Genomic DNA, 25,626 nt, shown 5'->3' on the forward strand with positions numbered 1-25,626 from the left:
CCGCATCACGACTTCACGGCGCCCGCGGTCAGTCCTCCCACCATATAGCGCTTGAACGCGTAATAGATCGCGGCCGGCGGCAGCGCGTAGATGAAGCCGGTGGTCATCAGCAATTCCCACGGCGAGTCGTCCGCGGCCAGGAAGTTGCCGAGCGCCACAGGGAGCGTGATCTCGGTGTCCTTGGAGAGCAGCAGGAAGGCGTAGAGATATTCGTTCCAGGCGAGCAGGATCGCGTAGGTGCCGATCGCCACCAGTGAGGGCATCATCAAGGGCACGTAGACCAGGCGGAACAATTGCAGCGTGGTGGCGCCGTCCATGGTGGCGGCTTCGTCGAGTTCGACCGGCAGCTTGTCGGAGGCCTGCTTCAGCACCCAGATCGCGTAAGGCGAGGCGATCGTCACCATCGCGAGGATCAATGACCAGTGATTGTTGAGGAGGCCGTAAGTGCCCATGGTGCGGTACATCGGCACGGCGAGGAACGCTGCCGGGATGAAATAGGTGAGCAGCGCCAGATTCATCACCCAGCGTCCGCCGGGCACGCGCAGCCGCGAGATCGAGAACGCGGCCGCGGTCGCGATCATCAGCGTCAGCGCGCCCGCCGACAGCGCGATGACCACCGAATTCAGGAACTGGATCCAGAAATCGCGCAGGAAGTAGTGCTGCTGGTGAAACACGATGTAAAAATTGTTCAGCGTCGGATGCGCCGGCCACAGCTTGCCCGAGAACGCGTCCTCCTTCGGCGAGATCGCGAACAGGAACATGTGGTAGATCGGCACCATGGTCCAGATGAACAGAGGAATGCCGATCAGGAGCAGTTTTGTCTCAGTGCCGATCTCGCGGAGTGTTGGCAGCTTCATCGCGACAACCGTTTCATCATGAAATAGATCAGCGGCAGCACGAAGGGCATCGCACAGACGATCGACGCCATCGCGAGTGAGAGCTGATCGAGCCGGAGATAGCGGATGCCCAATGTAGCGAGCACGTGGGTGAGGTCGGCGGGGCCGCCGCCGGTGAGCAGGTAGACGCTGTTGAAGTCGCCGAGCGTCCAGATCATCGAGAGCAGCGTGCAGGTGACGTAGAGCGTCTGCATCGACGGCCAGGTGATAAAGCGGAATTTCTGCGACCAGCTCGCGCCGTCGACCTCGGCCGCCTCATAGAGGTCGTGCGAGATCGCAAGGCGCCCGGTCAGCAGGATCAGCGTCCAGAACGGCAGCGATTTCCAGATGTGCACGCCGATCGCCATGGTGAGCGCCACCGCAGGGTCGTTGAGCCAGTTCGGCCCGTCCTCGCCGGTGAATTTGAAGATCAGTTGGTTGACCACGCCCCATTCCGGATTGAACATGAAGCGCACGGAGAGGATGGTCGGGATCGACGGCACCGCCCAGGGCAGAATGAACAGCACCGACAGCCATTTGATCCAGGTGCGCTGCTGCGCGAAGAAGCCGGACAAAAACAGCGCGATCGCCATTTTGACGTTGATGCCGATCAAGAGGAAGATCAGCGTGTTGACGGCGGCGCGCGCGAAGATCGGGTCGTGCCAGAGCGCGACGTAGCTCGCCGGATGCCGCGCCAGCCACAGCCCGTAGCCGACCGGGTAGACCACGAAGGCCAGGAACACGAGGATATAGGGCGCCAGCAGCACGATGCCCCAGACCTGCGGTGTGGTCAGCCGGGCTGACAGTGGCGGGCCGGGTAGTGCGTGGTCGCCCGAAAGCGTGATCGCCATATTCTAAACTCTATTTCTGCGACTTTCTTTTACCTCGCCCCGCGTACGGGGAAAGAGGGAAAGAGGCCGGCCGCTGCTACATCGTCGTCCCTGCCTAGTGCGCAATTGCGCACGGGCGCAGGGACCCCTACCCACAGGCCCTTGTTATTGAGCAAAAGCCGTCGACCAGCATCTTCCGAAACGACCGCCGCGGAGTTTGGGTCCCTGCTCCGTGCGCAATGCGCACGCGGCAGGGACGACTTCGCGGCGGCCGGTATCGCTTACTCCTAACCCGCGACCTGCTTGATGCGGGCGATCAGTTCGTCGACGGCCTTGTCGACCGGGATCTTCTCGCTCACCACCCGGTTCATCGCCTTGGCCCAGACGTTCTCGTTGTTCAGGATCGTGAACTTCCAGTTCTTGGTGAAGTCGAACGGCGTGGTGCCGCCGGTGAACTGATTGTACACCGCCTTGCGATGGCGGTCAGCCTGCCAGAACGGGCTCTGCTGGCTGGCCGTCGTCACCGGGAACCAGCGACCGAGCGCGCCTTCGATGTAGGGCCGAAGATTTTCCTCCTGCAGCAGGAACTTGATGAATTCCTTGCCCTCGCCCTTGTTCTTGGCGACCGTGAACATCAGGCCGGTCTTGACGTCGGAGCGGTACTTGATCGGGGTACCATCCGGCTTGTTCGGGAAGGAGGCGGTGATGATGGTCTCGTCGTAGTTCTTCTTGCCCAGCGCCCGCTGTTCCGGCGTCAGTGCTGCGTTGTTGGAGTCGTCGAGCCATTTCGCCGCGATCGAGATCGTGAAATTGTGCGTCATCACGATCGTCTTGTTGTGGAAGGCGACGTTGTTGTCGGGATCCTTCCAGGTGGTGGAAGAGGGCGGCGTGCAGCCCTTGACGTAGGTATCGGTGTAGTCCTTCATCGCCTTGATCAGGTTTTCCCGCACCTTGGGATCGTCGACCGTCAGCTTGCCGTCGTCATCGACCAGCTTGACGTTGTAGGCGTCCATGAAGGTGTAGAACGACTGGAAGCTATCGGTGGATTCCACACCCATCGGCTGACCGACGGCGTAGACGCGCTGACCGGTGCCCTTGCGGCTGGCGGACTGCACCTTGTCGCACCAGAACGACCAGTAGTCTTCCCACTTGGTCGGGATGTCGCTCTGTTTGAAGCCGGCCTGCTCCAGCATGTCCTGCCAGATCTGGACGTGCATGCTCTGCTGCTTCAGCGGGAAGCCATAATAGGCCTTCTTCTTGGCGACGTCGTTGTAGAGCAGCGCGGTTTCCAGCGTGTTCGGCGCGAACGCCGACTTCATCGGCGTCAGGATGTCGCCGAGGTCCTCGAGCTTGCCTTCGAACGCCCATTTACCCTGCGCCTGCACGTCATAGCTGTCGGAATAGGCGACGTCGGGCACGGTGCCGGAATCCAGCGCCGCCACCGTCTTCGGGATCATGTCCTGAATGGCGTATTGCGAGAGTTCGACCTTGATGCCGGTCTTGGCCTCGAATTTCTTGATCGCCTCCAGCAGCGCGTCGTCCTCGGATTTGTAAAAGCCCTTGCCGAACCAGACGGTGATGGTCTTTTGCTGGGCAAGCGCGGGTGCGGTGGCGTAAAACAGCCCGACCGCAGCGACCGCGAGTGAAAGCCCACCTAATTTTTTGGATATCACGTTGTTCTCCCTGAAAACGCCGGCTTGTTAACCGGTTAGATAAAAGATAGCGCAACCATTCGGCGTTAGCCAGATGGGACGAGGCAGACTTCTGTAGGGGGACATTCCGGGCGCAAATGCGGCAGGGGCTCCGCCCGGCATTTGGTTCAATCATTTGGTTCAATCATTTGCGCCCTCGGATACCGGAAGCTATCCGGATTGTCGCGGCACCCAAAACCGTCATGCCACGCCACCGGGTCTCGCCTTTGGCGAGCCCGATGACAGGCTCCGGCGGGGCATCCAGTACGCCGCGGCCTATCGATTCAATCACTGCCGTCTCTGGAATACTGGGTCGCCCGGTCAAGCCGGGCGATGACAACTGAATGTGCGTTCGCACACGGTAGCGAGTAGCCGCATGAGCGGAGCGATATGCGGGATCCACTTGTGGGCTGAGTGCCTGGCCAGGCCAAGGCCAGGAATTGAACGTGGGCGTTGCATCGGACTGCAGAGGGCGATGCTGCAGGGCCAGCGCTGGACTGATCTGTGCTAGGCTTTTTTCAACACATGGTTGGTCGGGTTGCGCGGAGAGGATTGTGAGGCGACGTGAGTTCATCGCGCTCCTCGGCAGCGCGGCGGCAATCCGACCACTCGGCGCGCATGCCGAGCGCCCGCCAGCGCGCATCCTCTATTTCACATATTCGGCCGGCTACCGGCATGATGTCATACCGCTTTCCAAGGCAATCCTGGCCCAGCTTGGAAGCAATTCGGGTGTCTTTGAAGTCACTGCTACGGAAGACATGTCTGAATTTTCCGCCGAGAACCTCGAGCGCTACGCCGCGGTGATGTTCTACACGTCGGGAGAGCTTCCGATGCGCGACGCGCAAAAGACCGCTCTTCTCAACTTCGTGCGTTCGGGCCGCGGGTTTCTCGGCGTTCATTCGGCGACGGACACGTTCTACACCTGGCCGGACTATCTCGATCTGGTCGGCGGCTACTTTAATGGTCATCCCTGGCATCAGGCCGTGACAATTCAGGTGGCTGATCCCCGCGATCCCCTGGTGGCCTTTCTTGGGAATTCGTTGCAAGTCGAGGACGAGATCTACCAAGTCAGCGACTTCGACTATCGTGGATCACGCGTGCTCTTGCGCCTCGACCCAGGTTCGGTGGATCTTGGCAAGACCGGCGTGCATCGACGATTCTATGGTTGGCCTCTCGCGTGGACCCGGTTCTACGGCGAGGGACGCGTATTCTATACGGCGCTAGGCCACGAGCCGTCAGTTTGGCAGGACGCCCGCTACCAGCGAATGCTCGCGAACGCTATCCTCTGGTCTATTCGAAGGTCGCCCTAGCAGGCAGCATCCGGGCTACGCTTGCTGTCCGTAAGAAGCGGCCCACCGGAGGGCGGCCCTTTTGCTTCCTGCCTACCAGCCGCGAATGACGAACCTTGGTCCGTAGCCGCCGTAGCCGCGATCGTAGTAGCCGGGGCCAGCGTAATAGTTGTAGCTCCGGCCGGGGAAGTAGCTGGGGTCATAGAAATAGCGCTGGACATAGCGCGGTCCTCGGATCCGCCAGCAGCGTCCATCATACTCGTTGCAGAGCAGACCGACCTGGCCGACGCTGGAGACTTCGGCGGAGCCAATCGTCGTCGCGTTGAGGGGCGCGGCGGAAGCGGCGGACGCGAGCAGCGCGGCACCGAATGCGCCCAGTGCGATGGCCTTCATGGCGTTCTCCCTTCGGTTGGGTGAGATAATCGATCTTTATGACGCGGCGTTCCGGGACTGAACCCTGGCTTCGAATATCCTGCTTCCGCCTGCGCTCCTTGAGCTGCGGCGGGCAAGTCGCTCATCCGGGCCTACGCTTGCTCCCCGGGTCTTAAAATAAATTCGCGCGGCCCTGTCGTTTGGGTCGCGGCCCGAACGACTGTACCGGCCAATCAGGACGCGCCCCGCGAGCCTTCGCGCGCGCTCCTTTAGAATTGGCGCCGAACGAAGGAGGCCAAGGTGACCACCGACCTCAGATACCTCGTCTATACCGCCATGCTGACCGCCGCTCTCTGGATTCCGTATATCGTTTGCCAGGTCAGGACCAACGGACCGCTCCAGCCAAAGAACTATGCCGACCCCGGCCTGCCGCGCCCGGTCCCGCCCTGGGGGCAGCGCGCACACCGGGCATATCTGAACGCAATCGAGGTATTTGCCCCGTTCGCCGCACTGGTCGTCGCCGCGCACCTGACCGGGAAGGCGGACGCGATGACCGCGTTCTGGTCGGCGAGCTTCTTTTGGCTGCGGCTGGCTCACGCCGTCGTCTATTGGGTCGGCTTTCCCTACCTTCGCACCGTGCTGTTCACTTTGGCATTTGTCGCCGAGGCGGGCATCTTCTGGGAAATCGTCAGGTAGTTCTTCGGTCGCAGGGATGCGCGCGGCTGCGGCGCGGCTGCCGACAAGCTGCCGCAGAAAAGCAAATAGCCGCATGAGCGCAGCCGTATGCGGGGATCACAATAAGATCCGTATGTCGCGCAGCCTGTCATCACTGCGCGAGCGCAATTGCGCTCGTCGCAGGCGCGCATTCGGGCGACCCGTTGGTCATCCGGGCTACTGCGGCTTCAAAACGAATTCGCCAGCTCGATCTCCGCCTTCAGCACCGTAATGCGCCGCTCGGCTTCCCTCGCGGTCAGGTTCTTCTCGAACAACTTCGGCTGATAGGCCTCGGAGCTGAGGGTGCGGAGCGTCGCCAGTTGGCGGGGCGTCATCGGGGCGTCGACCTGGTCGGGGAGGCGGGTCATCCTGGAACTCCAAAGAATCTTTGCTTGGGAGCCGACTCTTAACTTGAAATTTGTTCTTTATTTGTTCTTATGGGGTTCAACCCTGACGAGGTGGCCCATGGACAACAAATTGAACGAAATTCGTAGAAAAATCAGGTTCTTGCGGGCGGAGATGTTGGGCGCGGAGGATAACATCCGCAAACGGGTCAATCGAGATGAGGACTGCTCGGAGGCCGCTGTTCACCTGATGTCCATGCGGGTCGTCATGCTCGGGCTCATCAGCGAGCGGAACCGGCTCGGCGGCGAGGAACGCCTGCTCAATGTTGATGAACGGCTGAAGCTGGACGTCCGGGCGGTCAGCCGAAAACCCGCGAACGGGGCGCCGGCGCGTTTTCCAGTGAAAGCCGGCCCTGGACCTGATCCGGGGCGGGCACCGGTTCGCGTCAAGAACACGCGTCCAATCAAAACTCCAGAGTCCCGTTCCGATTCAATCGGAACGGAAAAGGCTCGCGGCCGCCGTGAGCGATGAGACGATTCAAGCGCTGCGCCGGCGGATTGGCGAACTGGACCAGCTTGTGCGCCAGCTCGATCAATCCGGCCTGGACAACGCGCGGGCCCAACTCCTGCTCTCGCGGAAGCGGGCGGAGCTGGAAGATTTCATCAACAGGGGCCAGCGATGTCAGGACCGCTTCGATGGTACGACCACAACGCGGATAACCCGCCGTGGATAAAGGCCCTGGCGGAAGTTCGCATAAGAGCGACGCGCGAAGGCTGGTGCCACGCGCATGTGCAGGCGATCATCGTTGCGATCGACCAATATGCCGAAGCAGCGCTGGGTAACCGGAGTTATTTTCTCAACAAGCCGTATGGGGTTGGGGGTGGCCGGAACGAAAACGTTCCATAGTGAAAGGGTGCCTATGACGGTTTGCCGTCAGCAAGTCGCCCGCATGAGCCAACGGGTCGCGCGAACGCGCGCCCGATGACAGGCGCAGCGATATGCAGGACCAAGCGAACAAGAACCCCGGATGTGCTTCCGCCTATGCTCTTCGAGCTACGGCGGACAAGCCGCTCATCCGGGCTACGCGATCAAGCTAGTTCGCCTTCGCGCCGTCCGCCGTCTCCGGCGCTGCCGGCTTCGGCCCCCCACCGGTAAACCGCTCGATCACCGAGCGCACGGCATCGCGCGTCTTGCGGTCCTTCACCGCATCGAGCAGCGGCGCGGCGCCCGGCGAGCGGCGGATCAGGCTTTCCGGATCGGGGAATACCAGGGGATCGTCCCACGGGCCCTGCACCACGAACGGCAGTTCAAAACCCTTGTCGCCGCCGTTGGCCGCAGGCGTCAGGCTGGCGACGCCCTTGAGGTCGTATTCGCGGGCCGGCACGGAAGCGGTGCCGGTCAAGGTCAGGCGCGTCGTCGGCCCGTCGACGCGGACGTCCTCGACGGTGGCGATGCCGTCGTTGAAGCGCACCGAGACGGTGAGATTGTCGTAAGGCGTCGAACCTGAGCGCAGATTGCCGCCGCCGGACAAGGGCCGGCGCTCCAGCCGCTTCAGGAGTTGTTCGACATTGAAGCCCGCGATCGCGCCTTCATGGCCGATCAGGGTAGCCGTGCCGTCGAGCGAGGAGGCGAGGCCGAACGGGCTCGAGCCGGAGGCCGTCAGCGAAACCCCGAGATTGCCGCGGCCGGAGAGTTTGGTGATGCCGAACAATTCGCCGGCGCAGGCCTGCAGGTCGACATCGGTGAACTGGAACTGCGCCTTGACGTCGGCGATCGCGTCCGAACGCGCGATCCCGAACGAGCCCTTGGCGATGCCGCCATACATCTGCGCTTCGCCGATCGAGAGCGCCAGCGCGCCGCCGCGCAGGTTCGCGCCAAACGCGGTGCGGCCGAGTTTTGTCGGGCCGACCGTCACCCTCGCCGCCGACAGGCGCATGTCGAGATCGGTGGCGGAAAGCGAGGTGAGGTCGAACAATTGCCGGTTCCAGTCGCGCGCGCCGCTGGCAAGAAGCCGCACGGTCGAGATGTACGGCGTGAAATCCAGATTGCCTGCGGCGAGCGTGGCCTGCAGCGCCTGGCGGCCGTTATTGGCAAAAGTCATCACGCCTTCGGCGACGTTGCCGTCGAGTTCGACATTCACATTGGTCAACGCGACCGAGGCGCCGACGACATTGGCGCGGGCTTTCAGCGCGAAGCGGCCGAACCCGCCGCTGCCGGGCACAGGCTGTCCCATCCAGCGCATCGCATTGCGCAGCGACAGGCTGTCGACGGTCACCGTGCCTTCCATCATCAGGCTGGTGCGGTTGGCGACCGAGCCGTCGAAGGCCAGTTTCAGCGGCGCGCTGACGATGCGCGCCTTCAGGCCCGAGCGGTCGCCCGACAGCATCGCAACGAAGTCGCCGGCCGAGATCGAGCCGTCGACGCGCTCGCCGCGCCAGTCGAATTGTCCGGTCGCCGCGAACGAGCGCGAGATCGACGGCCAGGCCAGCGAAAGATCGATGTCGCCGAGCTGTTCTTTGACGTTGTTAACGGCGTCCTCATATTTGAGCACGCCGTCCTGGATCCTGATTTCGGAAAACGATACCTGGTTTTCGGCGCCGGGCTTCATCGTGCGCGCGATCCGTTCGACGAACGGCGTCCAGTTGCTCTCGCCGCTGCCGTCCCTGACGACGCGGATATGCGGCCGCAGCATCATGACGTCGGCGATTTCAAAGCGCCGCAGCAATAGCGGCAGCAGGCGCAGGTTCGCGGTCAGCACATCGACCTGCAGTGCGGGGTCGGTGGTGCCGCCGCCCTTCAGGCCGACATTGTGAAAGGAGACGTAGCTTCCCGGAAACACCGAAACGTCGATCGGGCCTGACACGATCAGATCGAGCCCGGTGACCCCGCGGATCTGCGCCTCGACCGCCTGCCGCAGCGCGTCGCGGTTGAGGAACCAGGAGGTTCCGAACAGGGCGAGCACGGCCACGCCGAGCAGCGCCGCAATCGGCATCCCGAGGCGCTTCATTCCTTGGGCCATCGTCAATGACATATCCGGATCTGGCTAAACCGAACTCGGTTGATGCTTACAGGGTCTATGTTGATTAGGGCAGGCGGCGCAACGGTCAAGCCCGTGCCAACCCACGCAACTTGAAGGGTTTTCTTGACGCTTTCAAGGCCGAGGTGGCGCCCGGTGGGCGGTTCGGCGGCATAATCCCCGCGTCATTGACGCACCGCGAAGAATTCGCCTAATAATCCGGATAATGTCGGCCTCCAGCCGCTCCCTCCATCAGGTCAATTCTCCATGAAAAAGGTTTACCCCGACGCCAAATCGGCACTCGATGGCGTTCTCAAGGACGGCATGATGATCATGTCGGGCGGCTTCGGTCTGTGCGGTATTGCCGAAACCCTGTCGGATGCGATCCGCGATTCCGGCGTCAAGGGTTTGACGGTCGTCTCCAACAATGCGGGCGTCGACGGCATCGGCCTCTCCAGGCTGCTGGAGACGCGGCAGATCAGGAAGATGATCTCTTCCTATGTCGGCGAGAACAAGCTGTTCGCGCAGCAATACCTCGCCGGCGAGCTGGAACTCGAGTTCAATCCGCAGGGCACGCTGGCCGAGCGCATCCGCTCGGGCGGCGCCGGTATCCCGGCCTTCTACACCAAGACCGGCGTCGGCACGCTGATCGCCGAAGGCAAGGAAGTGAAGGAATTCGACGGCGAGAAATACATCATGGAACGCGGCCTGTTCGCCGACCTCGCGATCGTCCACGCCTGGAAGGGCGACACCGCCGGTAACCTGATCTACCGCAAGACCGCGCGCAACTTTAACCCGATGATGGCCACCGCTGCGAAGATCACCGTAGCCGAGGTCGAACAACTGGTGCCGGCCGGCGAACTCGATCCCGACCACATCCATACGCCCGGCATTTTCGTCCAACGCATCATCGAAGTGGGTACGGCTAAGAAGCGGATCGAATTCCGCAACACCCGCCCGCGCCCCGCCGCTTAATCTCAACTCAGCGCATGATCCGGAAAAGTGGGCACCGGTTTTCCGACAAGAGCATGCGCAAACAATAGACCGTAGGAGAGCCTCATGGCCTGGACCCGTGAACAGATGGCCGCTCGTGCCGCGAAAGAGTTGCGCGACGGCTATTACGTCAATCTCGGCATCGGCATTCCGACGCTGGTCTCGAACTTTATCCCCGACGGTATCGACGTCAGCCTGCAGAGCGAGAACGGCATGCTCGGCATGGGACCGTTTCCTTACGAGGGCGAGGAAGACGCCGACCTCATCAACGCCGGCAAGCAGACGGTCAGCGAACTGCCTGACACCAGCTATTTCTCCTCGGCCGATTCCTTCGGCATGGTGCGCGGCGGCCATATCGATCTGTCGATCCTCGGCGCGATGCAGGTGGCGCAGAACGGCGACCTCGCCAACTGGATGATCCCCGGCAAGATGGTGAAGGGCATGGGCGGCGCGATGGACCTCGTCGCCGGCGTCAAGCGCGTCGTCGTCGTCATGGAGCATTCCGCCAAGGACGGCCCGAAGCTTTTGAAGACGTGCAATCTGCCGCTGACCGGCGAGCGCGTGGTCGACATGGTGGTGACGGATCTTGCCGTCTTCACCATCGACAAGTACGGCAAGGACGGCATGGCGTTGATCGAACTCGCCGACGGCGTCACGCTGGACGAGGTGAAGGCGAAGACCGAAGCCGAGTTCCGCGTCGCGCTGAAGAACGCCTGACGCAATGGCGGGGCGGTCGCTACCTGCGATCCGTCCCGCGCGCACTGACGACGCAAGCTTCATTGCCCGCAATATCCTGGCCTCGCAGCGCGGCCCGCTGCCGCGCGGCTGGTTCGACATCGCGCTCGGCTGGGACGAGCCGCAATGCCTGGCGTTTGTCGAACGGATCGCTGTCGCGCCAACGCCATCCTGGTGGCACGTCTCGCAATTCATCATCGCTGAAGTCGAAGGCAAGCCGGCGGCTTCGCTGTGTGCGTTGCCTGCTTCCGGCACGCGCGCGGCCGTGCGGGCGGCGATCGAAGCCGCGGCCGATGAAGCCGGGCTCGACCCGTCGGAGCCGGCGGCGATCTTCCGGCGCGGCGCCTATGCGGCGAATTGCTGGGTGCAGGGCGGCGAGGGCGACTGGCTGATCGAGCATGTCGCCACGCTGCCGGAATATCGCGGGCGAGGGCTGGTGCAGGCACTTATCGAACACGCGCTGGAAGCCGGCAGGGTTGCGGGCTTCAAGCGGGCGTCGATCTCGTTTCTGATCGGCAATGAGGCCGCCGAGCGATCTTATTCCAAGGCGGGCTTCACCTTCGCTGAAGAGAAGCGCGATCCGGCGTTCGAAGCGCTGACGGGTTCGCCGGGCTTCCGCCGCTTCACGCGCGCGATCTAGCAGCCGCCATTGCGGCCACTAGTGGTCGAGGGGTTTCCCCGGGCCCAGATGGTAGCGGCTGGAAAAGAACACCAGCGGGAGACTGTCGCAGTAATCGCACTCCGATACTTCGGCGATGAACAGCGTGTGGTCGCTGACGTCGATCGTCCGCATCACCTCGCAGGCGAAAAACGCCACGCAGTTCGACAGCCGCGGCAGGCCTTCCACGATTTCGTAATCGGGAGGTGCCTGGCACGGCCGGCCCGCGAAATGTCGCGACAGCGCCTTGGCCTGTTCCGGCAGCACGTTGACGCCGTAGCGCCGGCTCACCGACATCGCCTCATGCATCCTGCCTGATTTGACCGAGACCAGCACGGTGGGCGGCAAAAGGCTGATGGTGACAAAGCTGTTGGCCGTCATGCCGCAGACCTCGCCGCGGGAATCGAGCGCGGTCAGTACCGCGACCCCCGTTGCAAAGCGCGACGCTGCGTGACGGAAGGCGAGCGGGTTGGCGCGCTGCATCTCGTGCCCCTCACGCCGTGGCCCGCCTGGGTGCCGCAGGCGCCGTCTTGCTCTCGATCCAGGCCTGGATGCGCTCGGCCGACGCGACGCGGTCCCATTGGTGGTCCGGATAGTTGAAGTTCTCGGTGAACTCGTCGGCGAGCGCCTGATTCTGGCTCATCGTTCCGATCAGCATGCCGAGCGCCTCCGAAGGCGGCTGCAGCATGATGTTGGTCCAGCGTGCGGCCGCCAGCACGCGGTCCTGCCGCTTCAGGTCGACCTTTTCGCAAAAGCGCGCATCGAGCACATCGGCGTTGACGATCTCCTCGCCGAGCACGAAGGCGGCGTAGGAAGCGACGTTGGCGCCCTGTCCCATCATCGGATCGACGACCGAATGGACGTCGCCGAGCGCGATGGCGCATTTGCCGCCGTCGAATTCCACCACCGTGTTGCGAACCGTCGGCACCACCCCGCCCTGCAGCAGATCGAGCGGCTGCGCGAGATCGAACCGCGCGGTGTCGATGCGGTCATAGGTGGTCGGATGATGCTTCTCGAGTTTTTCCAGCACGACGCGCAGGAAGTGCTTCGGGTTTGCTTCGTAGCTCAGTGTCGCCAGCTCCTCCATGTCGCCGCCCGGCACGTTCTCCATCAGAAGCGCGCTGGCGATACCGCCGAAGGTGATGGTGGGGATCACGATCATTTCGCCATGGCCCGGCGAAACCGAAAGCGTCACGTTCATCGGGTCCGGCTCGCGAACGCCGGTATAGAGGCCGACGCAGAGGCGCCGCTGCGGCTGCGAATAGGGCGAATGCTCCGGCCGGTAAGCGAAGAGCTGGCCGAGCGGGCCCTTGCCGCTGGAAACAACGAGGAGGTCGAACCGGCCGACCAGCGGCGCGATATCGCTTTCCTCGATGCGACGGTATTCGACCCTGCCGCCGCGATCGGCAAAATCCTTCATCAGCACCGGAAGATAGATCCGGTAGTCGACGGCGCGGCTCGGCCGCGAGAAGTAACCGCGGAAGCTGATCGGCTGCGGGAAATTGAAAAAATGATCGTGATAGTAATAGTGATGCTTCGGGTCGTTCCAGTGATTGACGCCGAGATAGTCTTCGCGCGCGATCGTCACATGGTGGTGCGCGACCGTGTTCAATAGACGAATGCCGCGATAATCGTCCGGCGCGCGGTCGGTGATCAGCGTGGCGTCGACCCCGTGTTTCTGAAGATACAGGGCCAGGTGCAAGCCGGCGATGCCGGCCCCGACGATCCCGATGCGCCGTCTCATGTCCGCCTCCCCAAAGGTTTGTTCGATTGGTCGTTCGGGAGCTGGTCTCCCGTTGTTGGCTGCAGCCTAGCGACGAACTTGCCGAAGAAAAATGGAATGGATAGGATATGATCTATTCCTACTGGGAATATCGGATGGACCGGATCGACTGTTTGCGAGCCTTTGTCCGCTCGCTGGAGGGCGGAAGCTTCTCGGTTGCCGCCAACGAACTCGGCATCGGCCAGCCGGCCGTGAGCAAGCGGATCGCATTGCTCGAAAGCGAATTCGGCACGCAATTGTTCTTTCGCACCACGCGCAAGCTCAAGCCCACGCCCGAGGGCCACCGCATCTACGATCTGGCCCGCCAGATTCTTGGAAATTTCGATCTTGCGCGGGCCAACGTCGAGGAAAGCGCGCTGCGGCCGAGCGGCACGCTGCGGGTCAGTCTGCCGTCATCTTTCGGCCGGCGCTATTTGATGCCCGTCATTGCTGAATATGTCCGAACCTATCAGGGGGTTCGCCTCGACATCCGCTTCAGCGAGCGCTTCGTCAATCTCGTGGAGGAGGGGATCGAGCTGGCGCTGCGGATCGGGCAACTCGAGTCGAGCACGCTTGTCGCCCGGCGGCTTGGCACGGTGCGGCGCTATCTGGTCGCGACGCCGACCTATCTGCAGGGACGTGCGGTGCCGCGCGCACCCGAAGACCTCAACGCGCACCAATGCATCGTCTATTCGCGCCTGGCCGCCGCCAACGACTGGATATTCGAATCCGAACACGGTCGCCACGTCGCTTCGATCGGCGGGCCGCTGCTGGTCGACGATGCCGACGCGATGGAGCAGGCGGTGATGCACCATCTCGGCATCGCCATCCTGCCGGAATGGAGCGCCGTCGCCGGCATTCGCAGCGGCCAGTTGCAGGACCTGCTGCCGGATTTTTCGATCGCCGCGCTACCGCTGCACGCAGTTTATCCCGAGACGCATTGGATGTCGCTGCGGGCACGCAGCTTCCTGGACCTGTTGATCAAGCGTGCAGGGCAGTTCTCTACGCCGTGAGCCATTTTTCGTCGTCCCTGCCTAGTGCGCAATTGCGCACGGGCGCAGTCCCGTAGGGTGGGCAAAGCGCAGCGTGCCCACCATTTCGCAGCGCGATTGACGATAGATGGTGGGCACGTCGCTGACGCTCCTCTGCCCACCCTACGGCCCGCCACGGCATCGCCTATGCCGGCCCGCTCGGAATGTCCGAAAACCGCGTCAGCCACGCCACCGGGCCGATGCTGGCGGCGACGATCAGAAGCGCTGCCAGCGCACCTTCCTCAAAGCTGCCGCGGCTGGCGTATTGGTAGATCGAGGTCGCCAGCGTGTCGACGTTGAGCGGCCGCAGCAACAGCGTTGCCGGCAACTCTTTCAGGCAATCCACGAACACCACGATGACGGCGCCGAGCATGGCGGGGCGCAGCAGCGGCAGATGGATCAGCCGCATCATGGTGGCGGGGCGAGCGCCGACCGCACGCGCGCTGTCGTCGTAATCGCGCGGAATCCGCTCAAACCCTGCCTTGATGAATCCGGTCGGCACCGCCAGAAAACGGATCACATAGGCGATGACAACGGCCGCACCCGAGCCGATCAGGATCAATCCCGGCAGCGATCGTCCGAGCGATGCGGCGAGCGCGTTCAGCGCGTTGTCGATGGCGAGCAGCGGCGCCAGCAGCCCGAGCGCCAGCACCAGTCCGGGCAGCGTGTAACCCAGTTGCGCGATGTTCATCGCAACGAAGCGCAGCCGGTTCGGTCGCCAGCGCCAGGCCAGAATGGTCGCAAATCCCAGCAGCAGTGCGGTCAGCGTGGCAAGGCTCGCGAACGCTATCGAGTTGAAGGCGTCGCGCCACAACGCCGTGTCGAAATTCGCAAACAGCCCGCGCTTGAAACTCTGATGCGCGAGATACAATAGCGGCACCAGAAATCCCAGACAGGCCGGCAGCAGGCAGGCCGCGAATGCCAAGCCACCCTTGATGCCGGCAAGCGTCGTCCGCTGCGTCAGCCGCGGGCTTTCGGCGGAAAACTCCGTCGTGACATTGCGCCGTCCGTAGCGTTCAATTGCGATGAGCCCGGCCACGATCGCCAGCATGAAGCAGGACAGTTGCGCGGCGCCGGCAAGGCTACCGCGGTTGAGCCAGGTCGTGAACACCGAGACCGTGAGGGTGCGGACGCCGAGATATTCGCTGGCGCCGATGTCGTTCAGCGTTTCCAGCGACACCAGCGCCGTGCCGACCGCCAGCGCGGGACGCGCCATCGGCAGCGAGATGCGCCAGAAGGTGGTCCAGCGGCCGGCGCCGAGCGTCTTCGCGGCCTCGGCGAACTCCGCGCTCTGGAACTGAAACATCGTGCGCGCCGAAAGATAGACGTAAGGATAGAGCACCAGCGCGATCACGATGATGGCGCCGGGCAGCGAACGCAAATTGGGAAGCACGCGCACCGCGTCCTGCAGCGGCAGCCAAAGTGCGAGCGTCTTGTGGGCCAGGCCTAGCGGCTCGAACAAATCGACATAAACGTAAGCCGCGAGATAGGTCGGGATCGCGAGCGGCAGCGGCAGCAGCCACAGCAGCATTTGCCGGCCGCGAAATTCATGCAGCGAGATCATCCACGCCGCGCCGGTGCCGATCGCAAGCGACAGGGCGCCGACGCCGATCAGCAGCAGCGCGGTGTCGAGAAGGCTCCGCGGCAGCACGTACTTGATGAGGGTCTGCCAGACATCAGGCGCCGGCTGCATCGCCAGCGCGATGATGGAGATGACGGGAGCGGCGACAAGAATGGCGGTCGCGACCGCGATCGACGCGGCGATCCGCCCCGAGCGCGTGGTCCGGGTCACGCCGGCTCACATCGGCAACAAGCCGTAAGCCCATGCAGTATTATGCCCTCTCCCGGGGAGGGAGAGGGCATGTTGGCGGAAATGCTGTCGCGACTTGGTGCGATCAATTATCGAACCCGACCTTGTCCACCAGCGTCGAGGCTGCCTTGCGATTGGCGACGATCTTGGCGATCGGCGTCGGATCGGCGGTGAGCTTGCCGTAGCCCGCAATCGTCGGGTTGACGGCGACGCCTGATCGAATCGGGTATTCGTAGTTGGAGTCAGCGTAGATCTGCTGCGCCTTCTCGCCGGCGAGCCACTCGATCAGCTTGATGCCGTTGGCCTTGTTGGGGGCGTGCTTCGCCAGCAGTACGCCGGAGAGATTGACGTGGGTGCCGCCGCCCTCGAACGTCGGCAGGATCACCTTGGTGGCTTCCGCCCACGGCTTCTTCTCGGGGTCATTGTTCATCATCAGCGCCCAGTAATAGGTGTTGCCGATGCCGATGTCGCACTTGCCAGCGGCCACGTCGCGCGCGGCTTCGCGATCGCCACCGGAGGGCTTCTGCGCCAGATTGGCTTTCACGCCCTTCAGCCATTCCTCGGCCTTGGCCTCGCCGTGCTTGGCCGTATAGGCAGCGAACAGGCCGTTATTATAGATGTGCTGGCCGGAACGGATGCAGATCTTGCCCTTCCACTTGGGGTCGGCGAGCTCCTCATAGGTGATCTTGTCCTGCTTGACGCGGTCCTTCGAGGCGTAGATCACGCGCGCGCGCATCGAGATGCCGGCCCACTGGCCGTCCGGATCGCGGTACTGCGCCGGCACGATCTCGTCGATCACCACCGACTTGATCGGCTGGGTAACGCCGGCCTGCACGGCGTCGTCGAGACGGCCGAGATCGACCGTCAGGAGCACGTCGGCCGGGCTGCTGGCGCCTTCCGCCTTCATGCGCTGCTCGAGGCCTGAGCTTGCCGAAACAACGTTGACCTTGACGCCGGTGTCCTTGGTAAAGGCGTCGAACAGCGGCTGGATCAGCTTGGTTTCGCGATAGGTGTAGACGTTGACCTCGCCGTCGGCGGACGCCGGCGAGGCTCCGAACGCGGTGAAACAAAGCAACGCTGCGGTTGCGGCGGTGGCGCGAAAGTTCATCATGAAAGCTGCCCGGCAAAAGTGATGGAGATGCCGGTTTCAGTAGCGCAGTGGCTATCGCGCCGTCAGCGACCTGATGTCGCGAATGCCTCGATTTAGAGCGATTCCAGCGCTCTGATTTAGAGTGATTCCAAAGTGTGCTGGCCCACGACAGCTTCAGCCGCCGAAGTCAGGGTGTGAGGCAGGTTTCGCCGCGATCGCGCGGCCGATCAGCGGTCAATAGGTGAGGTCGAAATTGACGGCGGCAGTGTTGCCGCCGCTGATGATAACCGCCACGCGCTCGCCCGCACCGGGCCTGTACGCGCCCGACAGGATCGCCGCGAATGCGGCTGCGCCACCCGGTTCTGCCACGATGCGCAAGGCGCGCCACAGCGCCGCCTGTGCGTCGGCGATCGCGGCGTCGGATACCAGCACCGTCCGCGGTGCGTATTTCTGGACGATCGGAAAGACTTGTTCACCGACGCGCCGCGGCGCCAGCGAATCCGCCGCCAGACCGCCGGCCTCTGCATCGACCGGATGGCCGGCTTCAAAGGCTTTGGTCAGCGTGGGCGAAGCAAGCGGCTCGACCCCGATCACCTTGATACGGCCGGCGTACCAGGCGGCAAGTCCTGCGATCAGCCCGCCGCCGCCGACCGACACCAGCAGCGTATCGATATCCGGCGCCTGGTCGGCGAGCTCGAGGCCGAGCGTTCCTTGTCCCATGATGGTTTCCTTCTGATCGAAGGCCGGCACCGGCAATGCGCCGGTTTGCTGCGCCCATGCCTCGCTGGCCAGAAGCGCATCGGCATAGCGGTCACCCTCGATCGTGAGGTCGGCGCCGTAATCCCTGATGCGCTGCACCTTCGCCGGCGAAGAGACGCTCGGCACGAAGATCTTGGCAGGCTTGCCGAGCTTCATCGCCGCATAGGCGACGGCCGCGCCGTGGTTGCCTCCGGACGCCGCCACCACGCCGGCCCGCGGGACGTCGCGGGTCAGCAAATTGGCGAATGCGCCGCGCGCCTTGAACGAGCCCGAATGCTGAAGAAGCTCGAGCTTGAGCGTAAGGGGATGGCCGGGAAGGCCGAACTCGGCGCCATCGACCTCAAGCACCGGCGTCTGCCGGATAAAGGGCCGGATGAGCCGCTCGCATTGGGCGATCATTTCCGACGGTACGGCATCCGCTGACGCAACCATTGCAACGCACTCCCGAAGCTTCATTGACATGAATTAGTTACTTAGCTAATTAGCAATATGGCTTCTTTCGAGGATGACGTCGAGTCTGCTTTTCGCGCGCTCGCCAGCGGTCGGCGGCTGTTGATTCTGGAATGGCTGAAACGTCCCCGGGCGCATTTTCGCCCGCAGGTCGACGGCGACCTTGTCAAGGACGGGGTTTGCGGGGTGTTGATTGCCGAGAAGCTCGGCGTCAGCCAGCCCACCGTAAGCGAGCATCTGAAGATATTGTCGCAGGCCGGATTGGTGAGCGCCAAGCGCGTCAAGCAGTGGACGTTCTACAAGCGCGATGAAGCGCGCATCGCGAAGCTGAAAGCGGCAATGCTCGAAAAGATCTGATGTTCGTTCGAAGCCGCGTCGGCGCGCGCCGGCGCCGGATTTTCCGTGCCGACATTTTGAGCAGCGAAGCGCATGTTATCCGTTCGACCTTGGCATCCAGAGTGCCTAGTCTTGGCCGACACGGAGATGAAGCTGATGCGGGCTGTTCTGGATTATTGCACCGGAGGAATTCAGCGGGCCGTGCCGGCGGGCGCGCTCGTGCTGCATGAGGGCAGCAAGACCGGACATCTGTTCGTGCTGCTCGAAGGACGGCTGGAAGTCATCAAGGGCGATAGCGTCGTTGCCGTTCTGACCGAACCGGGGGCGATGCTGGGCGAAATGTCGGTGCTGCTCGACCAACCCCATACCGCGACCGTGCGGGCCGCCGCCGATTCCGTCGTCTACGAGTTCGACGACGCGGCGGCGTTCCTGCGCGACCAGCCGGCGGTGGCGCTATTGATCGCGCGCTTGCTGGCGCAACGCCTCAACGTCGCCAACACCTATCTGGCCGACCTGATGCATCAATATGCCGGTCAGGGTAACCATCTCTCGATGGTCGGCGAACTCCTGCAGAGCATGATCAACCTGCCGCCGACGCAGGTCTCGCCAGGCTCGGATCGGCAATCCGACCCGCGGGTATGATTTCATACATGAGACCGAGGGGCGCGGTGATGAGGCCAGCATGAAACCTTCGCGATCCTGCTCGCTGTCTCTAAACCGGGAGGTAGAGATCATGACGAAATTTCTTTTTGCGACGGTTGCTATCCTCGCATTCACTGCACCTGCATTCGCGCAGCAGGACAAAACGACCGGTCAGGCGCCACCATCAGGTGCTTCCTCGTTCTACGTGGCCCAGGATACCGCGACGATGAAATGTCACGTCGTCAATGCGCAGCCTGCCGCGGGCGGCAGCATGAAGGTCATCGGCATGGCACATCCGACAATGGCGTCGGCGCAGACAGCTTTGGCGGCTGACAAGACCTGCAAGGAATGAAGTGACGGCGCGGGTACAGGGGTGGGTTTATTGGTTCGAAAAAACCACTGACCCGCCCCGCCGGCCATTTCTACGCGGATGTTATCGTCATCAGCCATCACCTCGGCTCTCCGAACGATACGAATTCGGATCGGCAATCCGACCCAGGGATATGAGCCAGGGCGGCGGGTTCTCGATGTCAGCTGCGGGCCGCAGCAACGGCGCGCGCAGGTCGATGCGTTGCGCTTCGCCGGCTGACAGCCAGAACGCGGCGTCCTCATCGAGGTCGAGCACGAGATAGACCGGCGGCCGGCCGTGCTGCAGGCCGGTGTTGAACACCCAGGTCGTGCCGATCCGGTCGAACCACGAGCCGTCGGGGATGAAGGGCGACTGATGCACGTGGCCCGAGATCACCATCGACGGCTGGTACTGCGCGATCCATTGCACCAGTTCGACGTCGCCGAAGAACCGCTTGCCGCCCCAACTCGTCGGCGAATTCGCCGGCGGCGCATGATGCACCCAGATCCAGCGTTGCGCCCGCGCGATCGCTGCGTCGCGAAGCTGGGCTTCGATGCGGCCCTTGACCAGCGGTCCGTCCCACCACGGACATACCGTGAAGCTGACATCGCCGATGGTGACGTCGTCGCCGTCGCAGGCGATGCCGAGTTCTCTGATGTCGCCGACCCAGCGCGCGATCTTTTCGCCTTCCGCGCTGCGTTCGTCGAGGTCGTGATTGCCTGAGCAGAGAATGACCCGCGTCATGCCCGACAGCAGCGACAGGTATTTTTTCACCACCAGAATCTGCGCGCGGAAATCGACGAACGATCCGATGTCGAGCGCGTCACCGGCAAAAATGACGACGTCGAATTCGGGAGCTGCCGCCAGCAGCCAGTCGAACTGCGGCAATGAATAATGCAAATCGGCAACGACGAGGCAGCGCATAATAATCAAATCCAAAAATGCCCGGGAAACAGGCGATCCAGGCGGATGCATTCAGGCAGATTGGATTCGAGCAAGAATTGTGCCGGTCGTGACTTCAAACGGGACCCATTGCCGGGCTGGTAGGACCAGGGCGCGTCCCCAGAAATCGAGCTTGATGACTACTCGATGTCCGACATGCGCCGATAGCCGACCAAATTCCGCATTGCAGCGAAACGACGCTAAGTGCCACAAGGCGGCCCCCTCGTTGCGGCTGTCGTCCAGAGAAAGAGAATAGTCGGCTACCGCCCGCCAGTGATAGGTTTGCTTCGGTCGCCGCTAACTTATTTCGAGGGCACGCCCCATGATTAGCAAGGCCGATACTATTGTTATTGGCTCCGGCGGCCTCGGCGCTGCCACAGCATACTACTTGAGCAAACGCGGTCTCAACGTCGTTCTGATAGACAAGCACGATATTGGATCGCAAACCTCGCCCCGCGCTGCGGGCATGGTGAGCTGCGCCCGCAAGAGCGACTTGATGATAGGCCTCATCAAGGACGCTTGTCGCAAAATTGAAGCGTTCACCGAAGAAACGGGGCAGCCTCTCGATTGGGTGCATTCTGGCAGCCTGAAGATCGCGCGCCGGGCGCAGGACGCGGAGGTGATCAAGGCCGACCTTGAGCGTGGGCGCCGTTTGGGCCTCGATGTCGAGCCGATTTCTCCGCAGCAGGCAAGTCGCCTCAATCCATTTTTAAAGCCGACGGGCGTCGTAGCGGCGATGAGGATCGGTGATGACAGGTATTTCGACCCAGCGCAGGTTGCCACCGGCTTCGCCAGAGCAGCGGCGGCTCAGGGCGCAACCGTACTGCCGAAGACGGACGTGCTCACCGTGAATATCATTGCCGGCAAGGTGACCGGCGTAACCACCGCGAAAGGCGTCATTGAAGGGCCGATCGTGGTTGATGCGGCTGGTGCATGGACGCGACAGGTCGCGGAGGCAAGTGGGATTTCCGTGCCATTGGTGCCAACCCGGCAGCAACTCATCGTCACCGAGCCTTTGGATGGCGCGCGTGCTGATCTACCGATGGTTCGGATCATGGATGCCGCCGTGTACACGCGGCCTTGCCAAGGCGGTTTGCTTTGGGGTGTCTACGAAGAAACGCCGCGATTTTTCGACATGCAGTCGCTCCAAGCCAGTTTCGATATCAAGGACATGCCACTAGACATCGAAGTGCTTCGTTCAGCCGCCCTTGAAGTCAAAGATCAACTTCCAGTCCTGCAAACGGCAAAAGTGCGAGAATTTCGCGGTGGCATTCCGACAATGACCGCCGACGGCCACCATATCCTTGGCCCGGCCTCCGGCGCTACGGGTTTCTATTTTGCAAGCGGGTGCAACGTCGCCGGTCTCTCAATCTCGCCAACCATCGGAGAGGCACTCGCAACTTGGATTATCGATGGCAAGCCGGCCGTCGACCTCTCGCCTATGTCTGTCATGCGCTTCAAGGACCAGTCGTGGTCTGAACCCCAATTACAGAGGGAAGCCGCTTGGCAATATCGGCAGTTCTATGGTGCGGTCTAAGTTCTCGTGGGTGATTAGGGAAAGTCGAGGCTCATCGAGCCGAAGGAATGACGGCTATGGGTCATTCGCTACAGGGGTGACCCAGCGGCAAGTCCAGCCACGTCCGCGGTGACGCCGGAAGCGGAAGTCAATTCAGAACGTTGCCGGCCACGCTACGGCAGTGTCGGCGTGTCGCTACCCGATATGACAAGCTCGCAGCCAACTATCTGGCCTTCATCAAGCTCGCCTCAATCCGAATTTGGCTGCGCGCCAACGAGTCCACGCCCTAGTCCTCGCTCGCCTTGAACCGGCTCATCCCCTTCAGCACGAACGGCGCCAGCAGCGCGATCAGCGCGATGCCGAGCAGCGTGGCCGACATCGGGCTCTGCAGCAGCACCAGGGGATCGCCGAGGCTGATGGCGAGCGCGCGGCGCAGCTGGCTTTCGGCGATTGGCCCCAGGATGAGACCGACGACGACAGGCGCGATCGGAAAATCGAACCGGCGCATCAGAAAGCCCAGCACGCCAAAGCCAGCCAGCATCGACAGTTCGACGACCGAGGGCTTTGCGGCGATGGTGCCCATGGTCGCGAACACGAGAATGCCGGCGTACAGCCACGGCTGCGGGATCGCGAGCAGTTTCACCCACAGGCCTACCAGCGGCAGGTTGAGAACCAGCAGCATGACGTTGGCGATGAAGAGACTCGCGATCAGGCCCCACACCAGGTCGGGCCGCTCGGCAAACAGCAGCGGTCCCGGGTTCAGGCCATACTGCTGAAAGCCCGCCAGCATCATCGCAGCCGTTGCCGAGGTCGGAAGGCCGAGCGTCAGCAAAGGCACGAGCGTGCCGGCAGCGGAGGCGTTGTTGGCGGCTTCAGGCCCCGCGACGCCCTCGATCGCACCCTTGCCGAATTCCTCCGGATGTTTCGTCAGCCGCTTCTCGGTGGAGTAGGACAGGAACGTCGGAATTTCGGCGCCACCGGCGGGGAGCGCGCCGATTGGAAAGCCGAACATCGTCCCGCGCAGCCACGGTTTCCACGATCGCTTCCAGTCCTCTCTCGTCATCCACAGCGAGCCGCGAACCGCTTCGATCTTCTCTTCGGTGTGATGGCGGCGCGAGGCGACGTAAAGCGCTTCGCCCAGGGCGAACAGGCCGACCGCCAGCGTCGTCACTTCGACGCCGTCGAGCAGTTCGGGGATGCCGAAAGCGAGCCGGGCCTGGCCGGTGAGCTTGTCGATGCCGATCAGCCCGAGCGTCAGCCCGATGAACAGGCTGGTCAGTCCGCGGATCGGCGAGTCGCCGAAGGTCGCGGACACCGTGATAAAGGCCACGCACATCAGCGCGAAATAATCCTCGGGCCCGAAGCGCACCGCGAAATCCACCAGCCATGGCGCGAGAAAGGCGAGGCCGATGGTGGCGATGGTGCCCGCGACGAACGAGCCGATCGCTGCGGTGGCCAGCGCCGGACCACCGCGCCCGGCCTTGGCCATCTTGTTGCCCTCGAGCGCGGTCGCCATCGATGCGCTCTCGCCGGGCGTGTTGATGAGGATGGCGGTGGTCGATCCGCCATACATGCCGCCGTAATAGATGCCGGCGAACATGATCAGCGAGCCGCCGGGATCGAGCTTGTAGGTCACCGGCAGCAGCAAAGCGACCGTGAGCGCCGGACCGATGCCGGGCAGCACGCCCACTGCAGTACCGAGGAACACGCCGATCAGCGCGTAGAGCAAATTCATCGGCTGCACGGCGACAGCCATGCCATGCGCGAGCGCGGCGAAAGTTTCCATTACAGCAGTCTTTCCAGGGGCCCGGTGGGGAGGCTCAACGTCAGCAGCCGGTCAAAGGCGAGATAGATCAGGGTGGTCATGACCAGCGCGATGGCGGAATCGGCGAGGATCGCGCGCCGTCCGAAGGCCGCCGAGGTGGTGACGAACAATGCCGAGGTCGCAAGGATAAAGCCGCCGCCGAAGCCGATGATGGCGATCAGAAGCGCCAGGCCCCCGAGAATAAGCCACACCGCCTTGGGATCGGCGCTTTCGCGCGGCGGCAGGTTGCCGCGCAATGCGTCGATCAGATTGCCGATCGCAAGAAGGCCGAGCCCGATGGCGATGACAACCGGCATCACCTCGGGCCCCATGCCGTACATCGTGGTGGCCGGCAGTTGGCGCGAGTCCCATACCAGCACCGCGGCAAGGCCCGCGAGCGCCAGCGCAATGACGATACCGGCGCGATCGACGCGCCGTGACGCCGGCCCCTGCGGAAGATCCGTCATGATTTGACGAGGCCGACCGACTTCAAGACGTCGGTGACGCGCGCCGTTTCCTTCTTCAGGAAGTCGGCGAACGCATCGCCGCCGAGATAGGCGTCATCCCAGCCCTTCTGCTTGAGGATGTCCTTCCAGGCGTCGGATTTGACCATGTTCTCCACCGCGGTGCTCAAGGTCTTGCGCTGTTCCGGCGTGATGCCGGGAGGTGCTACCACCGAGCGCCAGTTGGCCAGCACGAGGTCGATGCCCTGTTCCTTGAAGGTTGGAATGTCGCTGCCGGCGATGCGCTTCTCCGACGTCACGCCGAGCGCGCGCAATTTGCCGGACTTGATCTGACCTTCGTATTCGCTCATTCCCGAAATGCCCGCGGTGACCTTGCCGCCAAGAATGGCCGCCAGTGACTCGCCGCCCCCGGAAAATGGGATGTAGTTGACCTTCTTGGCGTCGGCGCCGATCGTTCCCGCAAACAACGCCGCCATCACATGGTCGACGCCGCCGGCCGAGCCGCCGGCAAAGGTGACCTTGGCGATATCGGCTTTGACGGCGGCGGCAAGATCCTGCGCCGTCTTGATCGGCGAATTGGCCGGCACCACGATCACCTGGATCTCCTCGGTGAGGCGCGCAATCGGCGTCACCTGTTCGAGCGTCACCGGCGATTTGTTCATGGCGAGTGCGCCCACCATGACGAAGCCGTTCACCATCATCTGGTTGCCGTCGCCCTTGGCGCCGTTGACGAACTGCGCGATGCCGACGCTGCCACCGGCGCCTGCCACGTTGGTGACCTGGACGCTGCGCGCGATCTTGGCAGCGACCAGCGCCTGCTGCATTGAGCGCGCGGTCTGATCCCATCCGCCGCCGGGGGCCGCGGGCGCCATGATCTTGAGCTCGAGCTGCTGCGAGAGGGCAGGTGCGCCGGCCGCAAGTGTCAATGCGACGACCGCGCCGAACAGGCGCGTATGAAACGGGATCATGCGGTTTCCTCCAGGCTCACGTGGAGCCGTTATGTGTCAATTCGCCGCATATCAGCCGGAAAAGGCGCCGCTGTCCAGAAGGACTGTTGATGCGACGTCATCTTGCTTGCGGCAAATGCGTTTGGCTGCGTGGAACACGAGCAAAACGGCTGGCGCGTGCCGGATCAGAGCGATTGCTCTGAGAG

General features: G+C 62.9%; 26 protein-coding genes and 1 pseudogene. 12 read left to right on the forward strand and 15 right to left on the reverse strand.

The annotated features are described in order from the left end of the window. Positions 1–5: 5 nt before the first annotated feature. The 3 genes from ACVWVY_RS11560 to ACVWVY_RS11570 form a co-directional block, all read right to left on the reverse strand. Positions 6–857, reverse strand: a complete 852-nt coding sequence (locus ACVWVY_RS11560) for a carbohydrate ABC transporter permease (protein ID WP_456626488.1) — start codon at positions 855–857, stop codon at positions 6–8. Continuing rightward, a complete protein-coding gene (locus ACVWVY_RS11565) occupies positions 854–1,726 on the reverse strand; it encodes a carbohydrate ABC transporter permease (protein WP_456626489.1) in 873 nt (290 codons plus the stop codon). The genes ACVWVY_RS11560 and ACVWVY_RS11565 overlap by 4 nt, the downstream gene beginning before the upstream one ends. Before the next feature lie 266 nt (positions 1,727–1,992). Further along, entirely contained in the window at positions 1,993–3,378 is a 1,386-nt protein-coding gene (locus ACVWVY_RS11570) for an ABC transporter substrate-binding protein (protein WP_456626490.1), read from the reverse strand. Positions 3,379–3,950: 572 nt separating this feature from the next. On the opposite strand from ACVWVY_RS11570, the gene ACVWVY_RS11575 reads away from it, so the two are divergent. Further along, positions 3,951–4,706 (forward strand): ThuA domain-containing protein, encoded by a 756-nt coding sequence (locus tag ACVWVY_RS11575; RefSeq protein WP_456626491.1) that lies wholly within the window; start codon positions 3,951–3,953, stop codon positions 4,704–4,706. 72 nt (positions 4,707–4,778) lie between these two features. Here the strand turns inward: ACVWVY_RS11575 and ACVWVY_RS11580 are convergent, their stop codons facing one another. Next, positions 4,779–5,078 carry a hypothetical protein gene (locus ACVWVY_RS11580; protein ID WP_456626492.1) on the reverse strand — a complete coding sequence of 100 codons (300 nt, stop codon included), beginning with the start codon at positions 5,076–5,078 and terminating at the stop codon, positions 4,779–4,781. Positions 5,079–5,357: 279 nt separating this feature from the next. On the opposite strand from ACVWVY_RS11580, the gene ACVWVY_RS11585 reads away from it, so the two are divergent. Further along, a complete protein-coding gene (locus ACVWVY_RS11585; RefSeq protein ID WP_456626493.1) occupies positions 5,358–5,753 on the forward strand; it encodes an MAPEG family protein in 396 nt (131 codons plus the stop codon). A 206-nt stretch (positions 5,754–5,959) separates the two neighbouring features. Here the strand turns inward: ACVWVY_RS11585 and ACVWVY_RS11590 are convergent, their stop codons facing one another. After that, positions 5,960–6,139, reverse strand: a complete 180-nt coding sequence (locus ACVWVY_RS11590; protein ID WP_456626494.1) for a DUF3072 domain-containing protein — start codon at positions 6,137–6,139, stop codon at positions 5,960–5,962. Positions 6,140–6,236: 97 nt separating this feature from the next. Here ACVWVY_RS11590 and ACVWVY_RS11595 point away from each other — a divergent pair, with 97 nt between their 5' ends. Next, positions 6,237–6,647, forward strand: a complete 411-nt coding sequence (locus ACVWVY_RS11595) for a hypothetical protein (RefSeq protein WP_456626495.1) — start codon at positions 6,237–6,239, stop codon at positions 6,645–6,647. Positions 6,648–7,209: 562 nt separating this feature from the next. Here ACVWVY_RS11595 and ACVWVY_RS11600 read toward each other — a convergent pair. Continuing rightward, positions 7,210–9,135 carry an AsmA family protein gene (locus ACVWVY_RS11600; RefSeq protein WP_456632175.1) on the reverse strand — a complete coding sequence of 642 codons (1,926 nt, stop codon included), beginning with the start codon at positions 9,133–9,135 and terminating at the stop codon, positions 7,210–7,212. Between the two features lie 264 nt (positions 9,136–9,399). On the opposite strand from ACVWVY_RS11600, the gene ACVWVY_RS11605 reads away from it, so the two are divergent. The 3 genes from ACVWVY_RS11605 (at position 9,400) to ACVWVY_RS11615 (ending at position 11,500) form a co-directional block, all read left to right on the forward strand. Further along, complete coding sequence (locus ACVWVY_RS11605; protein ID WP_456626496.1) at positions 9,400–10,107, forward strand: CoA transferase subunit A; 708 nt, start codon at positions 9,400–9,402, stop codon at positions 10,105–10,107. A gap of 84 nt (positions 10,108–10,191) precedes the next feature. Further along, the gene (locus ACVWVY_RS11610) at positions 10,192–10,842 is read left to right on the forward strand and encodes a 3-oxoacid CoA-transferase subunit B (protein WP_456626497.1); all 651 of its coding nucleotides are present in this window, start codon (positions 10,192–10,194) and stop codon (positions 10,840–10,842) included. Positions 10,843–10,846: 4 nt separating this feature from the next. Next, positions 10,847–11,500 carry a GNAT family N-acetyltransferase gene (locus ACVWVY_RS11615; protein WP_456626498.1) on the forward strand — a complete coding sequence of 218 codons (654 nt, stop codon included), beginning with the start codon at positions 10,847–10,849 and terminating at the stop codon, positions 11,498–11,500. A gap of 18 nt (positions 11,501–11,518) precedes the next feature. Here ACVWVY_RS11615 and styB read toward each other — a convergent pair whose 3' ends face one another. Both styB and styA read right to left on the reverse strand, forming a co-directional pair. Continuing rightward, a complete protein-coding gene (styB, locus tag ACVWVY_RS11620; protein ID WP_456626499.1) occupies positions 11,519–12,001 on the reverse strand; it encodes a styrene monooxygenase NADH-dependent flavin reductase subunit StyB in 483 nt (160 codons plus the stop codon). A gap of 10 nt (positions 12,002–12,011) precedes the next feature. Beyond that, the gene (gene styA / locus ACVWVY_RS11625; protein WP_456626500.1) at positions 12,012–13,262 is read right to left on the reverse strand and encodes a styrene monooxygenase subunit StyA; all 1,251 of its coding nucleotides are present in this window, start codon (positions 13,260–13,262) and stop codon (positions 12,012–12,014) included. Between the two features lie 134 nt (positions 13,263–13,396). Between styA and ACVWVY_RS11630 the strand changes: the two genes are divergently transcribed. After that, positions 13,397–14,293, forward strand: a complete 897-nt coding sequence (locus ACVWVY_RS11630; RefSeq protein ID WP_456632176.1) for a LysR family transcriptional regulator — start codon at positions 13,397–13,399, stop codon at positions 14,291–14,293. 163 nt (positions 14,294–14,456) lie between these two features. Here ACVWVY_RS11630 and ACVWVY_RS11635 read toward each other — a convergent pair whose 3' ends face one another. The 3 genes from ACVWVY_RS11635 to ACVWVY_RS11645 form a co-directional block, all read right to left on the reverse strand. Then, positions 14,457–16,103: an ABC transporter permease gene (locus ACVWVY_RS11635; protein WP_456626501.1), complete on the reverse strand. Its 1,647-nt coding sequence runs from the start codon at positions 16,101–16,103 to the stop codon at positions 14,457–14,459. Between the two features lie 103 nt (positions 16,104–16,206). Continuing rightward, positions 16,207–17,232, reverse strand: coding sequence for a Fe(3+) ABC transporter substrate-binding protein (locus tag ACVWVY_RS11640; protein ID WP_456626502.1), 1,026 nt, complete (start codon positions 17,230–17,232; stop codon positions 16,207–16,209). 213 nt (positions 17,233–17,445) lie between these two features. Continuing rightward, the gene (locus ACVWVY_RS11645) at positions 17,446–18,402 is read right to left on the reverse strand and encodes a threonine/serine dehydratase (protein WP_456626503.1); all 957 of its coding nucleotides are present in this window, start codon (positions 18,400–18,402) and stop codon (positions 17,446–17,448) included. Positions 18,403–18,459: 57 nt separating this feature from the next. Between ACVWVY_RS11645 and ACVWVY_RS11650 the strand changes: the two genes are divergently transcribed. The 3 genes from ACVWVY_RS11650 (at position 18,460) to ACVWVY_RS11660 (ending at position 19,750) form a co-directional block, all read left to right on the forward strand. Then, positions 18,460–18,777 (forward strand): ArsR/SmtB family transcription factor, encoded by a 318-nt coding sequence (locus tag ACVWVY_RS11650; RefSeq protein WP_456626504.1) that lies wholly within the window; start codon positions 18,460–18,462, stop codon positions 18,775–18,777. A 135-nt stretch (positions 18,778–18,912) separates the two neighbouring features. Then, complete coding sequence (locus ACVWVY_RS11655) at positions 18,913–19,398, forward strand: Crp/Fnr family transcriptional regulator (protein WP_456626505.1); 486 nt, start codon at positions 18,913–18,915, stop codon at positions 19,396–19,398. 91 nt (positions 19,399–19,489) lie between these two features. Further along, positions 19,490–19,750, forward strand: a complete 261-nt coding sequence (locus tag ACVWVY_RS11660; RefSeq protein WP_456626506.1) for a hypothetical protein — start codon at positions 19,490–19,492, stop codon at positions 19,748–19,750. Between the two features lie 90 nt (positions 19,751–19,840). Here ACVWVY_RS11660 and ACVWVY_RS11665 read toward each other — a convergent pair whose 3' ends face one another. Further along, positions 19,841–20,671, reverse strand: coding sequence for a metallophosphoesterase family protein (locus ACVWVY_RS11665; protein WP_456626507.1), 831 nt, complete (start codon positions 20,669–20,671; stop codon positions 19,841–19,843). A 340-nt stretch (positions 20,672–21,011) separates the two neighbouring features. Between ACVWVY_RS11665 and ACVWVY_RS11670 the strand changes: the two genes are divergently transcribed. Beyond that, the gene (locus tag ACVWVY_RS11670) at positions 21,012–22,226 is read left to right on the forward strand and encodes an NAD(P)/FAD-dependent oxidoreductase (RefSeq protein WP_456626508.1); all 1,215 of its coding nucleotides are present in this window, start codon (positions 21,012–21,014) and stop codon (positions 22,224–22,226) included. Between the two features lie 152 nt (positions 22,227–22,378). Then, positions 22,379–22,495 (forward strand): annotated as a pseudogene (locus tag ACVWVY_RS11675) (IS5/IS1182 family transposase); the annotation flags it as partial. Here the strand turns inward: ACVWVY_RS11675 and ACVWVY_RS11680 are convergent. From ACVWVY_RS11680 to ACVWVY_RS11690, 3 genes are read right to left on the reverse strand one after another with little or no spacing between them, the layout of a single operon-like run. Continuing rightward, positions 22,492–23,991, reverse strand: a complete 1,500-nt coding sequence (locus ACVWVY_RS11680; RefSeq protein WP_456626509.1) for a tripartite tricarboxylate transporter permease — start codon at positions 23,989–23,991, stop codon at positions 22,492–22,494. The pseudogene ACVWVY_RS11675 and the gene ACVWVY_RS11680 overlap by 4 nt on opposite strands. After that, positions 23,991–24,476 carry a tripartite tricarboxylate transporter TctB family protein gene (locus ACVWVY_RS11685; protein ID WP_456626510.1) on the reverse strand — a complete coding sequence of 162 codons (486 nt, stop codon included), beginning with the start codon at positions 24,474–24,476 and terminating at the stop codon, positions 23,991–23,993. The genes ACVWVY_RS11680 and ACVWVY_RS11685 overlap by 1 nt, the downstream gene beginning before the upstream one ends. Then, the gene (locus ACVWVY_RS11690; protein ID WP_456626511.1) at positions 24,473–25,441 is read right to left on the reverse strand and encodes a Bug family tripartite tricarboxylate transporter substrate binding protein; all 969 of its coding nucleotides are present in this window, start codon (positions 25,439–25,441) and stop codon (positions 24,473–24,475) included. The genes ACVWVY_RS11685 and ACVWVY_RS11690 overlap by 4 nt, the downstream gene beginning before the upstream one ends. Between the last annotated feature and the right edge of the window lie 185 nt (positions 25,442–25,626).

It is taken from the genome of Bradyrhizobium sp. URHC0002 (assembly GCF_054059515.1).

What these genes read in the sequence shown, in the direction of transcription:
- ACVWVY_RS11645 (WP_456626503.1), bottom strand. Translation starts at nt 18,402, where the DNA reads ATGGTTGCGTCAGCGGATGCCGTACCGTCGGAAATGATCGCCCAATGC.
- ACVWVY_RS11600 (WP_456632175.1), bottom strand. Translation starts at nt 9,135, where the DNA reads ATGGCCCAAGGAATGAAGCGCCTCGGGATGCCGATTGCGGCGCTGCTC.
- ACVWVY_RS11690 (WP_456626511.1), bottom strand. Translation starts at nt 25,441, where the DNA reads ATGATCCCGTTTCATACGCGCCTGTTCGGCGCGGTCGTCGCATTGACA.
- ACVWVY_RS11650 (WP_456626504.1), top strand. Translation starts at nt 18,460, where the DNA reads ATGGCTTCTTTCGAGGATGACGTCGAGTCTGCTTTTCGCGCGCTCGCC.
- ACVWVY_RS11565 (WP_456626489.1), bottom strand. Translation starts at nt 1,726, where the DNA reads ATGGCGATCACGCTTTCGGGCGACCACGCACTACCCGGCCCGCCACTG.
- ACVWVY_RS11615 (WP_456626498.1), top strand. Translation starts at nt 10,847, where the DNA reads ATGGCGGGGCGGTCGCTACCTGCGATCCGTCCCGCGCGCACTGACGAC.
- styB (WP_456626499.1), bottom strand. Translation starts at nt 12,001, where the DNA reads ATGCAGCGCGCCAACCCGCTCGCCTTCCGTCACGCAGCGTCGCGCTTT.
- ACVWVY_RS11640 (WP_456626502.1), bottom strand. Translation starts at nt 17,232, where the DNA reads ATGATGAACTTTCGCGCCACCGCCGCAACCGCAGCGTTGCTTTGTTTC.
- ACVWVY_RS11610 (WP_456626497.1), top strand. Translation starts at nt 10,192, where the DNA reads ATGGCCTGGACCCGTGAACAGATGGCCGCTCGTGCCGCGAAAGAGTTG.
- ACVWVY_RS11605 (WP_456626496.1), top strand. Translation starts at nt 9,400, where the DNA reads ATGAAAAAGGTTTACCCCGACGCCAAATCGGCACTCGATGGCGTTCTC.
- ACVWVY_RS11580 (WP_456626492.1), bottom strand. Translation starts at nt 5,078, where the DNA reads ATGAAGGCCATCGCACTGGGCGCATTCGGTGCCGCGCTGCTCGCGTCC.
- ACVWVY_RS11660 (WP_456626506.1), top strand. Translation starts at nt 19,490, where the DNA reads ATGACGAAATTTCTTTTTGCGACGGTTGCTATCCTCGCATTCACTGCA.
- ACVWVY_RS11685 (WP_456626510.1), bottom strand. Translation starts at nt 24,476, where the DNA reads ATGACGGATCTTCCGCAGGGGCCGGCGTCACGGCGCGTCGATCGCGCC.
- ACVWVY_RS11680 (WP_456626509.1), bottom strand. Translation starts at nt 23,991, where the DNA reads ATGGAAACTTTCGCCGCGCTCGCGCATGGCATGGCTGTCGCCGTGCAG.
- ACVWVY_RS11590 (WP_456626494.1), bottom strand. Translation starts at nt 6,139, where the DNA reads ATGACCCGCCTCCCCGACCAGGTCGACGCCCCGATGACGCCCCGCCAA.
- ACVWVY_RS11595 (WP_456626495.1), top strand. Translation starts at nt 6,237, where the DNA reads ATGGACAACAAATTGAACGAAATTCGTAGAAAAATCAGGTTCTTGCGG.
- ACVWVY_RS11630 (WP_456632176.1), top strand. Translation starts at nt 13,397, where the DNA reads ATGGACCGGATCGACTGTTTGCGAGCCTTTGTCCGCTCGCTGGAGGGC.
- ACVWVY_RS11655 (WP_456626505.1), top strand. Translation starts at nt 18,913, where the DNA reads ATGCGGGCTGTTCTGGATTATTGCACCGGAGGAATTCAGCGGGCCGTG.
- styA (WP_456626500.1), bottom strand. Translation starts at nt 13,262, where the DNA reads ATGAGACGGCGCATCGGGATCGTCGGGGCCGGCATCGCCGGCTTGCAC.
- ACVWVY_RS11560 (WP_456626488.1), bottom strand. Translation starts at nt 857, where the DNA reads ATGAAGCTGCCAACACTCCGCGAGATCGGCACTGAGACAAAACTGCTC.
- ACVWVY_RS11665 (WP_456626507.1), bottom strand. Translation starts at nt 20,671, where the DNA reads ATGCGCTGCCTCGTCGTTGCCGATTTGCATTATTCATTGCCGCAGTTC.
- ACVWVY_RS11670 (WP_456626508.1), top strand. Translation starts at nt 21,012, where the DNA reads ATGATTAGCAAGGCCGATACTATTGTTATTGGCTCCGGCGGCCTCGGC.